14 protein-coding genes are annotated in these 12,325 nt (G+C 31.2%); all 14 read right to left on the bottom strand.

Annotated elements, in window-relative coordinates; translation table 11 throughout:
- Nucleotides 1–211: 211 nt before the first annotated feature.
- Nucleotides 212–535, bottom strand: coding sequence for a type II toxin-antitoxin system PemK/MazF family toxin (locus BC962_RS16120; RefSeq protein WP_121347121.1), 324 nt, complete (start codon nucleotides 533–535; stop codon nucleotides 212–214).
- Nucleotides 526–771, bottom strand: coding sequence for an AbrB/MazE/SpoVT family DNA-binding domain-containing protein (locus BC962_RS16115; RefSeq protein ID WP_121347120.1), 246 nt, complete (start codon nucleotides 769–771; stop codon nucleotides 526–528). The genes BC962_RS16120 and BC962_RS16115 overlap by 10 nt, the downstream gene beginning before the upstream one ends.
- A 236-nt stretch (nucleotides 772–1,007) precedes the next feature.
- Nucleotides 1,008–1,436, bottom strand: coding sequence for a hypothetical protein (locus BC962_RS16110; protein ID WP_121347118.1), 429 nt, complete (start codon nucleotides 1,434–1,436; stop codon nucleotides 1,008–1,010).
- A gap of 196 nt (nucleotides 1,437–1,632) precedes the next feature.
- Complete coding sequence (locus BC962_RS16105) at nucleotides 1,633–1,935, bottom strand: type II toxin-antitoxin system RelE/ParE family toxin (protein WP_121347116.1); 303 nt, start codon at nucleotides 1,933–1,935, stop codon at nucleotides 1,633–1,635.
- Nucleotides 1,919–2,152 (bottom strand): hypothetical protein, encoded by a 234-nt coding sequence (locus tag BC962_RS16100; protein ID WP_121346841.1) that lies wholly within the window; start codon nucleotides 2,150–2,152, stop codon nucleotides 1,919–1,921. Before BC962_RS16100 ends, BC962_RS16105 begins: the two co-directional genes overlap by 17 nt.
- A 201-nt stretch (nucleotides 2,153–2,353) precedes the next feature.
- Nucleotides 2,354–3,223 (bottom strand): hypothetical protein, encoded by an 870-nt coding sequence (locus tag BC962_RS16095; RefSeq protein ID WP_121347114.1) that lies wholly within the window; start codon nucleotides 3,221–3,223, stop codon nucleotides 2,354–2,356.
- Nucleotides 3,224–4,136: 913 nt separating this feature from the next.
- Complete coding sequence (locus tag BC962_RS16090) at nucleotides 4,137–4,571, bottom strand: hypothetical protein (protein WP_147405674.1); 435 nt, start codon at nucleotides 4,569–4,571, stop codon at nucleotides 4,137–4,139.
- Nucleotides 4,572–4,825: 254 nt separating this feature from the next.
- Nucleotides 4,826–5,860, bottom strand: a complete 1,035-nt coding sequence (locus tag BC962_RS16085; RefSeq protein WP_121347110.1) for a hypothetical protein — start codon at nucleotides 5,858–5,860, stop codon at nucleotides 4,826–4,828.
- A gap of 234 nt (nucleotides 5,861–6,094) precedes the next feature.
- Nucleotides 6,095–7,132: a serine hydrolase domain-containing protein gene (locus BC962_RS16080; protein WP_121347108.1), complete on the bottom strand. Its 1,038-nt coding sequence runs from the start codon at nucleotides 7,130–7,132 to the stop codon at nucleotides 6,095–6,097.
- Between the two features lie 763 nt (nucleotides 7,133–7,895).
- Nucleotides 7,896–8,225 (bottom strand): helix-turn-helix domain-containing protein, encoded by a 330-nt coding sequence (locus BC962_RS16075; protein WP_121347107.1) that lies wholly within the window; start codon nucleotides 8,223–8,225, stop codon nucleotides 7,896–7,898.
- A gap of 4 nt (nucleotides 8,226–8,229) precedes the next feature.
- Entirely contained in the window at nucleotides 8,230–8,571 is a 342-nt protein-coding gene (locus BC962_RS16070; protein WP_121347105.1) for a type II toxin-antitoxin system RelE/ParE family toxin, read from the bottom strand.
- Between the two features lie 234 nt (nucleotides 8,572–8,805).
- On the bottom strand, nucleotides 8,806–9,270 hold the full coding sequence (locus tag BC962_RS16065) for a hypothetical protein (RefSeq protein ID WP_121347103.1): 465 nt from the start codon (nucleotides 9,268–9,270) through the stop codon (nucleotides 8,806–8,808).
- Between the two features lie 156 nt (nucleotides 9,271–9,426).
- Entirely contained in the window at nucleotides 9,427–10,140 is a 714-nt protein-coding gene (locus BC962_RS16060) for a hypothetical protein (RefSeq protein ID WP_121347101.1), read from the bottom strand.
- A gap of 157 nt (nucleotides 10,141–10,297) precedes the next feature.
- On the bottom strand, nucleotides 10,298–11,998 hold the full coding sequence (locus tag BC962_RS16055) for an HNH endonuclease (RefSeq protein WP_121347099.1): 1,701 nt from the start codon (nucleotides 11,996–11,998) through the stop codon (nucleotides 10,298–10,300).
- Between the last annotated feature and the right edge of the window lie 327 nt (nucleotides 11,999–12,325).

Below are 12,325 nucleotides of genomic sequence, written 5' to 3'. Positions count from 1 at the left end.
TTCGAGTGAGAGTCAGCTGGAATTATTTTCTTTGAAATATTCTTCGTTTTTGAGGTGGAGCTATAGTAGGTAACGGTCTTGGTTAAGGCAAGTAGTGGGAGTAGGGTCGCAAACTTGTCGGCTTTGTTGTTTTTTACTTGGTCTCTAAAATAGCACTTTTCACCTAATTGCCCGCTATTTGCGCTTAACCGATGTTGGCATTAGTACCTCATTAGTCAACGAATGTTTCTCTGAATACGTCTTTTAGTTTTCTTATCTCAGAACTTGTCAATTTATCAAAGGTTTTTATAATTCGTGATTTGTCAATTGTCCGGATTTGGTCAATCGCCATCATTCCTTTTTGACCATTCGATTTAACAGAAACTCTGGTCGGATATTTATTGAGATTTGAAGTCATTGGAACGACTACGATCGTTTTTAAATATTTGTTCAGCTCATTCGGTGAAACTATCACGCAAGGACGAGTTTTTTTGATTTCACTACCGATTGTCGGATCAAGATTTACGAGAACTACAGAATATTGTTTTAAATCCATTCATCGAAGTTTTCGTCCTCAAATACGTCATTCATCAATAGTTGATCGTCTCCGCTTTCAGCCATTTTTTTGAATTTATCTTCCCAGTTTTTTCTTGGAGATTCAATTGGTCTAAGTATAATTTGACCTTTTTCAAGAATAAGCTCAACTTTGTCTTTAATATGATATTTTTCAAGGATCGTTTTGCTCAAACGCAAGCCTTTTGAATTTCCTATTTGTATAATCGAAGTTTCCATAATTCTGAATTTTGTAAATACAAAGTTATTACTTTTTGTTAGATTTCAAAATTTAATTTTGAGTTCAGATTGTATTAATGCCAACGGTCTTGGTTAAGGCAAGTAGCTGGAGTAGGGACGCGTCCTTGTCGGCTTAGTTGGTTTTTACTTGGTGTCTAAAATATCACTTTCTGTTCGAATGCCCGCTATTTGCGCTTAACCGATGTTGTAGCAAGTTTTGTAAACGAAAATTTGTTTTAAAAGTTTTTTTGAACTTCTAAAATCAAATATGCTTGACTGAGTGCTGTTGCCATTCCTGGTCCGCTTTCCTCAAAATCAACCATAGTTTTTCCATCTTTTTTATAAACTTTGTTGATCTTTATTTTACTACAGCAGTAATTAAAAAATTCTCCAATTACGATTATCAAATCATTACTGGTAAAATCAAAATTTAAATTTTTCAGTTTTTCTGCTTGATTTGGATTTACTCTTTCAATTTCTGGAATAAAATCGTTCCAATCATTTTCATTTTCAATTACTAAAAACTGTTTCGGAATTTTATTTTCTTCGTCATAGCTTAAAGTACTTTCATCAATTATTTCATATGCAATTTGATCTGTTGTTTCTTCTTTAGAACATCCAATAAATAGTAATATTGAACAAACAAGGAATATAAGATTTTTCATTTTTTTCTTTATTAATTACATCTAAATATTAGATTTCGGTTTCTTCAAAATTAGCTACAACGGTCTTGGTTAAGGCAAGTAGCGTGGAGTAGGGACGGCTTCTTGTCGGCTTTGTTGTTTGTTACTTGGTGTCTAAAATATATCTTTTTACTGGAATGCCCGCTATTTGCGCTTAACCGATGTTATGCTGCGGTTTTTAGATCTTAATTTTATTGGGATCTTGTCGATTGGAAAAAAGAGATAGTATTTCAACAGTGTCATTTTTAGTCCGATAATAAAGATTATTATATCGTGCGACAACTGCTCTTCTTACTTCCTTTTTCTTTTTTGAAACTTGGAAAAGTTCAGGATTTTTTGAGATTAATTCAATTGTATGATCTAGTTCCTTTGAAAAGTTTGACAGTTCTCTTTCTGTCCAATTTTCCTCTAAATATTCAAGTGTGTTTTTTAATTCTGAAATAGCGTGGTCCGTCCACAATATTTTATAACCACTTTTCATAAATCTTCTTTACATCAGAGTGAGAATTCAAATTTCCAGCATCAGCATCTTTAATTCCTTTTTCTAAAGACTTTTTCTCAGAGACAGATATTTCATTCCACCAATCAGATTTCTCTCTCTCTCGAAGTTTAATTATTTTTTCAATAATTGACATATCATTCAGAGTTGATAACCACTGAATTAATTCTATTTTTTTATTTTGAATATTTACATCCATAATTCAAATTTACAAATTTGTCTTGAAATAAGATTCTTTGTTCGGATTTTTTAACTGCTGCATAACGGTCTTGGTTAAGGCAAGTAGCGTGGAGTAGGGACACGTTCTTGTCGGCTTTGTTGGTTTATACTTAGTGTCTAAAATAGCACTTTTCACCAGAATGCCCGCTATTTGCGCTTAACCGATGTTGTGTGCCGGCTTTTATAGCGTATTAGTATTATAGTATTCAGCTTCTCTTTCAAAAAAATTGTTTTTTATTTGATTTTTCTGATCAGGGTTTCCGATATAGTATAAACCTCCAAAAGTTATGTAGTTAAAATCAGTATAAAAGATTTTATTATATAGATGTAATAATTTATTCTTTTCAGAATATTTATTCTTAGCTTTATTTAAGTACATATTAATCCCTGAAAATTGTTCATATTGGTAGACGTGAATAATTTCATGTGGTAGAGCAATTTTTCCAAACTTATTGTTTAGAATTAAAATTGAATTACTCCCTGTAGTTTGTCCGTAGGTTATGTCATTACCATTATCATCTAGCTCGATTTCATTTGACGTAAATATTAAAAATCCAGTTTTAATGCTTTTTTCAAAATCAAACCTATTAGAGATGGCATTTCTTAAAGTTCCAATTAATGAAAAGGGCATTATTCTATATTTCAGTTTAAATTTTTTATTAGTTGTAATTTCAAGTCTATTAAATCCTAAGTTAATATGCCATTCACTTCCGAAAGGTCTATTAGCAGCTCCATTTTCAATAAACGATGTTCCTGCAGCATTCAGAATATTTGATGGCCAAACATATCCGTAGTTCTCAGTTTTTGAGAATTTTTTGATTAAATTTTTACTTTGGAATACCAAAAATCCCCCTAATGCACCTTGACTGATTGATTTAATTAGAGTGGGACCTAATTTTTCATTTGGTTTTTTATTCAGAATTGAACCGATACTACTAATGATAATTCCTCCACCTATATTGTAGAGACCTGCCTCAAAATCGTTTTTTTGAGCTTGTGAAGTTAAAGTGAATAATAGAATGATAAATATTATTTTCTTATTTGATGACATCTAAAATATTTCAGGAAATTTAGTCAGAATGATGTTTAATAAACAAAATTTTGTTGAAAGCTTGCACACAACGGTCTTGGTTAAGGCAAGTAGCGTGGAGTAGGGACGAGTTCTTGTCGGCTTTGTTGTTTGTTTATTGATGACTAAAATATCACTTTTTGTTCAAAAGCCAGCTATTTGCGCTTAACCGATGTTGTACCTCGTGGCGATTCTCGGAATATGTTATTTTGTTGTCACTCTTATTAAGTCATTTTGTTCTTTTCTGAATCATGATTTTTTTACGTTTGAGTGAGAATCATTTTTTAATTTTTTGGTTCTTAATTATTTTGTCATTTTTCACGACAGATTTAAAGTTAGAGTTATACATCTATGGGCATTCAATTTATCCATTTTTCATGCTTGAGTAAAAGTCAGAATAACGAACTGAATGCATCTATTTTCACTTTTTATAAGTTCGAGTAAGAATCTGCGCAGTGATTTTAAAATCATCCAATTTTCACACTTTTCATTCTTTTAAACTTTCCCAATAAAACTCACGCTTGAGTAGTTTTTGTTCTTAACTAAAATCTTAAAAAAGTCAGCGCAACAGTTGCGAAAGAGTTGTTTTTTCAGTCAGATTTGCCGTTATTTTTTCACGTTTTTCATTCTGAGCCATGAGTTACAACGGTCTTGGTTACGGCAAGTAGCGTGGAGTAGGGACGCGTCCTTGTCGGCTTAGTTGGTTTTTACTTGGTATCTAAAATAGCACTTTTCACCGGACTGCCCGCTATTTGCTCGTAACCGATGTTGGCAATAGTTTATTTAGTCAGAACATTATATTTACTTTTTTAATTATAGCTAAAGACTTATGTCAATACAATATGTGTGAGTAGAAATCCAAAATTTTTACGTTGTACTATTATTTATTCTATATCTATTTTCTCACATATTTATAACTACATCCTTCAAAACAAATTACACTAGTTGGAGTTAAAAGAATATAGTTTGATTCAAAAGTTATTTTATAAGTTATAGCTCCTTCTGGATTTTCAAATCCAGTTGTAAATTCATTACAACTATAATTTAAAATTAATTCATTTGATTCAATTGAAAAATCTCCATTTGTACACTCAGAGAATCTATTAGATGAAAATAATCCATTACTTGTAAAGGTGAATTCTTCACCATTTTCGATGTTAACCCAATATTGTGGACCACCAGAACTTATATAAGCCTCTACTAATTTCCATTTTCCAATTATGGGGTCGTTCTCTGCTGATAAATCTTCAGTTTCTAATGTGTCATAATTATTTGAACATGAAGACATTATTAAAACAGAAGCTAAGACAAAATATAATAGATATCTCATGATTTTACTATGTTTAGTTATATTATATTGACCTGGATAATAGTAAATGGTTGCGTTAGATAATGACTAAATTCAATTAAAATATGGTTTTAAAAAAAATGCTACATTAAATTATTGCCAACGGTCTTGGTTAAGGCAAGTAGCGTGGAGTAGGGACGCGTTCTTGTCGGCTTAGTTGTTTGTTATTTGATGTCTAAAATATCACTTTTCACCAGAATGCCCGCTATTTGCGCTTAACCGATGTTAGCCTTTCGTTATTCACTTTTGATAAATTTATAATCAACACCAAACATTTTCCACACTAAACTATCAGAATTAAACTTAAAAAAATCTTGAAATTTAAAAATCATACTTTCATTAATAATAAAAAACTCATTAATTGACAAAGGATATAATTGGCTATTAAAAGTTTTCCCGCCTTGCATAATCTTTACATGTAGTTTGTCATTTTTAATACTGATTATGGCTTGATCGCTTTTCTCGTATTTATATTTTCCAACATAAGAGTTTAACACTAGTTTATTTACAGAGTATCCCAAAGAGATTAATTCGTTTTTGTTCTGAGGATCTATTAATTTATTAATAGCGGAATAACATTCAATTGCTTTAACTCTGTAATGTTTAATTGCTTTTAAATGACCTCTTGATAATTTATAATATCCTGCAATTCTGTTTTTGTGAATAGAGTCATTAATAAAAAAATCTGCTGCTTCATCACTAATCTTATCTGTCCAGAAATAATGATAAAACCAGGGTTCCTGATTTTCCATTCTAATTTCATTTAGCTCAGTTAATTTTTTCATTCTGTCATCTAAAGTTATTAGTCGCTTTTCTTCAATCAAATAGAGCTCATCTAATTTATCAATTACAGGATTATATTTCTCATCTATATTTACGGAATATTGATTCAGTTTTTGATAATTGTTATTTGTGACTTCACTTGTGAAGGAGTTAAATATGAAATTGGTTAAGTAGTATCCATCCCATGTTCTCAAATCTGAAGCTTTTAATGTGTCAGACATTACAGAACTGAATTTAGAATCAAGATCCTCATAATATCTAATTCCTTTTCTAGTCATTTCTATATTAGCCTTTAATTCATTCTGTAATTGACTGAGCGTATAAATAAATTGTTCTTCATTTTGATTTCGATCATTATTATTGTCAAAGTTTAGAGCAAGCATTATTCCTAGAATAATTAAAATCAATTCTCCTAAAGCATAAAATATATACTTTCCGAACCATCTTTTATTAGAATATTTTTTTCTTAGTTTTTTAAAAAATATCATCATGCGAAATATGGTGTGAATTAATGAAGGCTAACGGTCTTGGTTACGGCAAGTGGCGTGGAGTAGGGACGTGTTCTTGTCGGCTTAGTTGTTTGTTAGTTGATGTCTAAAATAGCACTTTTCACCAAAATGCCCGCTATTTGCTCGTAACCGATGTTGTGCGCTGGTTTTTTGTTATTATCTATAATTAGATATGAATTCCATAAGTGGAATTTCTAATTGATTTTAAATTAATTAGCTTCTATTTTTTCTCACAATTTTTACAACACGATTATATACGATCTCTGCTAAATTCCAATCATAACCATCGAAGTTCGTTGTGTTATTAAACTGAATAACAACTGTATCAATATCTCTGAAGTATTTAGCAATACTTTGATATCCAACAAGCAATCCTGTATGTTCGTAGACATATATTGAAGAATATATTTCCCGTTCTCCTTCATTAAATACTGAACCATCGTTTAATGCTCTAAGGAATTTACCTACATCCTCTGCAGTTGCTAACATTAAACCTGTATTTTCAAATTTAAAATCTTCATCAACTCCCACATAATAGCCACTCATAACATCGTCGATATTCACTTCACTAAGTGATCCAAAAGTATTTTCAAGCCCAAGAGGAATTAAGATTTTCTCTTTTATATATTGTTGATGAGGATAGCCCAACGTCTTATCAAGAAGATCCTCAATCAACATATAATTTGTATTTGAATAACCATAATCTTCACCTGGATTAAAGTCGGCAGGTAAATCGAGTGCATAATTAAGTGTTTCTTGTCTGTTTTTTGGAGGTTTTATCCAATAATCAGGATGGTCAACAAAATTGGGAATACCACTTTTATGTTGCAACATCATTCTCAAAGTTATTTTGTCTGAATTTTCAATTCTTCCAGAAAGTTCTGGGAAATAGTCAGCAAGTGTTTTATCCAAAGACAATCGTCCTTCTTTGACTAATTTTGTGGTAGCTACAGCTATATATAGTTTAGTTATGCTAGCAATCTTAAATAAAGCATCAGGGTAGGCGGGTATTTTCTTTTTCCGATCGTGCCAGCCAGCAGCATAAAATGCAGGAGGTTTTCCTGCTTCGTCCACATAAACAATCATTCCATCAAATCCGTGATCAATTCCCTCATTTAATTGTTCTTGAACAGAATCAGGGAGAGGCAATATCCAAGCCCAAACTAAAATCCACGGAACGAAAAATAAAGAGGTTATGCTTGCAATAATAAAACCTGTTTTTAAAATTCGTTTTATAAGCTTTTTTTTCATTCAACAAAAGTACAATGTTAAAACTTGCGCACAACGGTCTTGGTTAAGGCAAGTAGTGGGAGTAGGGACGCATACTTGTCGGCTTTGTTGTTTTTTACTAGGTATCTAAAATACACTTTTTCGACTAAGCCCGCTATTTGCGCTTAACCGATGTTGTACCTCGTGGCGATTCTCGGAATATGTTGTTTTGTTGCCACCCTTTTTAAGTCATTTTGTTCTTTTCCGAATTTTGATTTTGTTTTCCCGTTTGAGTGAGAATCAATTTTTAATTTTTTGGTTCTTTATTATTTTTCATTTTTCGCGTCTGAGTGAAAGTCGTCATTATAAATCTAAAGGCATTCGATTAATCCATTTTTCACACTTGAGTAAAAGTCAGAATAACAACCCGAATCTATCTTTTTTATATTTTTATTTTCGAGTGAGAAAACACGAACTAAATTTAGAACCATCCGATTTTTACATTTTTCATCCTTTTAAACTTTCTTAATAAAACTCACGTTTGAGTGGTTTTTGTTCTAACTAAAATCTTGAAAAAGTCAGCGCAACAGTTGCGAAAGAGTGTTTTTTTTAGTCAGATTTGCCGTTATTTTTTCACGTTTTTCATTCTGAGCCATGAGTTACAACGGTCTTGGTTAACGCAAGTAGCGTGGAGTAGGGACGCATCTTTGTCGGCTTTGTTGTTTTTTACTTGGTCTCTAAAATAACACTTTTCACCAGAATGCCCGCTATTTGCTGTTAACCGATGTTACCTGTAGTGCTTTTTTTAAGCAACCTTATAATCTCCATCGTTCATTTCAATACTGAACTTGATGTTTGCTTTTAATGCTCGGAAAACCTTTAAAATGGTTTCTACAGTTACGTTCTTAGCATTTCTCTCCAATTTTGAAATTTGAGATTTTTGAACTCCAATCAACTCGCCAAGTTGCTCTTGTGTCAAATGTCTATCTTTTCTGACAGATTTTATCATCTCTCCTAAAACATCTAGTTTCAAGTCAAATTCATATTTATCTCTATCATCAGTTCCAACTTCACCAATGTGTTTATCTTTTAATTGACCTAAAGTCATTGTTCTGTTTTTTCCTTTTGTTTCCATCTTCTTATTTTTTTGAATTCTTTAAATATTCAGTCCTCAATTTTTCAGCTTTTTCAATTTCTCCTTTCGGTACTTTGTCCACTTTTTTAATCATTCCATGAGTTGAAATAACTAAAGTTTCTTTATCATCTGATTTATCCCAGAACGCAAAAAGTCTGTATTGAAGTCCACTATATTTTGTTCTAAACTCCCAAATGTTATCTGTTAATTTTTTAAACAACTTTGGGTCATTTACAAATCGAGCTTTGTCAATATTGTAGATAATCTTATTTCGGGATTTGCTGTCTAAATTTTCAATAAACTGAATTGCATTTTCTAGGAATACAACTTCAAATTTTTCTTTCATCCACTATAATTTTCAATTACGAACATTCAAAGGTAATTAAATGTTTCTATATATGGAAACTTATGTTGGTCTGGCCGCATTACAGGTAACGGTCTCGGTTAACACAAGTTGCGGGAGTAGGGACGCGAACATGTCGGCTTAGTTGTTTTCTTGTTAGGATACTAAAATACACTTTTTCGATAAAACCCGTTATTTGTGATAACCGTTGTTGTGCGCTGGCATTTTCTAGGATTATCAATTTTTAGGAATTTCTGATTCATAAATTTGAAATGAAATTTCTTCTTTACAATTCTTGCAGTCTATCACTTTTATTTTATAATCCGACAAATCTATATTAAACTGTTGGTCTGAATGCTTGTGAAGAGAAATATTCCTTCCATCCGCATTCAAGAAATTCATTTGATCTATTTGATATAAAGTATTTTCCATTCGGCTTATTCTCATAAAGACTTTTTCATTTTTGTTTAAATGAGATACTGAGTCAAAAATCTTCTTCAAACTTGGATTTACTTCTATGTGGAAGTTTAAAGAATCAATTTTACGAGAATACTTTATTATGTGTTTATTGTCAGATAATTTCATCTGGACGTTAAAGTTCTCATTTTCTACAAATGAATCGTAAAAGTCAGATTTATTATTCTGAGCAAAGCTGTTAATCCCAAAAAATAGAGTGAGCAGTATTAAGAATTTATATTTCATCTTTTGGCAATCTTTTTTTGATGCTTGCGCACAACGGTCTTGGTTAAGGCAAGTAGCGTGGAGTAGGGACACGTTCTTGTCGGCTTAGTTGTTTTTTACTTGGTGTCTAAAATAACACTTTTCACTCGAATGCCCGCTATTTGCGCTTAACCGATGTTAGCCACAGTATTTTTTTCTCAAGTCTTTTGCTACTTTGTCACTTTCGTATCCGTGTAAAAGTAAACCTTCTGTGCAATTGATCCTTTTAGATCGTATTTGTGCAATAACATAACTCTTATAAATATCAGTGTTTTTAAATCTATTAGGAATTAAACCTATAGATTTTTTAGAGTCAATATTATTCAATTTATTCTCCGTAACAATTTTTAAAATAATCTCTTCTAAACTATTTTGATGAAATTGATTTTCGAGTTTAAAGTGGAAATTTAAACTTTGAGTACTGGTAACTATTTTTATATAATTTTTAACTCCCAAACTTTTTTGCTCAGTTGGAGTTCTATAAGCCATATTAATTCGTTGATTATAATATGCATCTATTACAATTTGTATATCAGTAATGTCCTCATATCGAATTATATCTTTAAAATTAAGGATCAGATTATTTTCATTAATTTCTAAATATTCTTTTTTTAAAATTTCGATATTTTCAAAATCAATAAATTGATAAAAATATGAAAATGTTATTGGTAAAAAACTAATCATATAAAAAGGAAATAGTACGTCCTCTAGTTGATTAGTGGGTGAAATATTTGAGTCAATGAAGTAAGCTAAAAATGTTAAGGAAAAAATTACGATTCCTACCCAAAGAATTAATGCAGTGGTCGAAAGTTTTTCTTTTATTATTTTGTGTGTTGATGTAGAAAAGTTCATTAAAAATATAGTGGCTAACGGTCTTGGTTAAGGCAAGTAGCGTGGATTAGGGACACGTTCTTGTCGGCTTAGTTGTTTTTTACTTGGTGTCTAAAATAGTACTTTTCACCAGATTGCCCGCTATTTGCGCTTAACCGATGTTAGGTGCAGTTTTCTTTTAAACAGGAACATTTGTCATTTGTTCTATTGTGTCAGGACTTAGGTCAAAGCCATCATTTTCAATAACCAATTTTTTAGCTTTCTTAATAAGAAATAATGCTTTTGGATCATCAATTTTTTCTTGAAGAATGAGCATTCCATAATTAAAATATGAAATTGCTAAATTTCTATCTTTTACTTTTTGGCTAGTGTGTTTAAAAGAATTTTCAATTATTAGATTCAAATTATAATATTTCATGGCCTCTTTCACATTTCCTTGCTCGTGATTCATTGCAGCCATATTATGAAATAAGTCAGATTTTTGAACAAGAAATTTTCTGCTATAAATATTTTCAAAACCATCTAAGGCTTTTTCTGAATTTTTATAATGTTCTATGGCTCTTAATGTTTCTCCATTCATATAACTACAGTGCGCTAAACCACTATGTGCAATTTTTAAACACATTCTAGATGCATCGTTTTTATTTAAAATTTTAGAACATAAATTAATCGCATGATTAAAAACCGCTACAGCACATTCATAATATTTTTTATACATAAAAGGACTACCCATATTAACGTAGATTTTCGCTAGTTCTAAGAAGTTTTCTTTTTCTTCTTTTCTTATAGAATTAATATAGCTTATTATAGCTGAGGAATATTGTCTTTTTGAGTTATAAGCTAGTCCAATATTATTAAGAACCGCAGATTGTTCATGTTCTTTTTTGTTTAAATTTTTATAAAGTTTTAATGCCTTATTATATTCGATAATAGCTTTATCAATTTTTAGCTCATATTTATAAATATTACCAGATGTAGTAAAAAGCAATGCTTGTTTCTCGTTTTCGTTATAGAATGCAAATGCTTTATTAAGTTCTTTTCTCGCTTTGTCAAAAAGATTTTCCTCTATAAGGTAGCGAATGAATGATACTATGTTTAGGTAACTCAAATGCAGATCTAGCGATTTTTCAAATAATCTAATACATTCTTCAATTTCACCCTTTGCTGCTGCAATCCTAGCTTTAACTAATATTAAGTTAGCCTTATTTTCAAGAGATACTTTCAATTGTTCAGCTTCCGCAATAATTTTATCTTCATCTAAAAGAGCTTCTGCTTCATCGAATTTTCTTTGATAAAATAATTGTGTTATTTGAGTATATTTCTCAAATGAAGAATCCTTCATTACGGTATAGGCTTCATCAATTAACTGTTCGAATTTTCTATTTTCCTTTTCAAGCAATTCATGCAACGTTGATAACCTCTTTTTGTATTCTAATATTTCTTTTTCGAAAAGTTTTTCAGTCAAATCGCTTGAGCGTTCTTTCTCCAATAATAATTTTTCTAATCTTACTATCTCTTTTTCTACTTTACTTGGAACAACATTGTAGGCTCCAGACGCAAGTGCGATTTCATGCTTTTCACGTATTTCTATTAAAAAAGTAGCAGTATATTTAATCTCATCACTGTCTATGTCTTTGTGACATCGAGGACATAACCATATCCCATTTCTAATGTCTTTGATTTGTTTGTCGGTTAATTTTTCATCAAATCGATTATTTTTGCCTTTTTTCCTTCCATGAATATGAGCTGCTTCGCCTAAATTGACAAATTCATCATAATTGGAATGAGCACTACTTGTGTTTTTTTTGCATAATGTGCATTTTTCACCAGCTCTCTTTGCTAAAATATTCTTTGTTTGTTGATTAAATTCTCCGGTCATTTTTTTTAAAATTGCACCTAACGGTCTTGGTTAAGGAAAGTAGCGTGGAGTAGGGACGCTTTCTTGTCGGCTTAGTTGTTTTTTACTAGGTCTCTAAAATAGCACTTTTCATCGGAATGCCCGCTATTCGCGCTTAACCGATGTTGTAGCCAGTTTGTTTTACGAAATTGTGGTAGTTACTATTTCATCAATTACCCACTTTCCATTCTTTTTGTAGATAAACACTAGAACCCCAAATCCGTTGAGTGGCCCAAATGAATAGTTGCTTTTTAAAACGCCAAATGAATGAGTTTTGTCAAATTGAATTCTACTGAATCCAGTTGCTCC

Source organism: Gillisia mitskevichiae (genome assembly GCF_003634585.1).
GTDB lineage: Bacteria > Bacteroidota > Bacteroidia > Flavobacteriales > Flavobacteriaceae > Gillisia > Gillisia mitskevichiae.
Note: the sequence above shows the minus strand (reverse complement) of the source record. Positions and strands in the feature narration are given on the sequence as shown.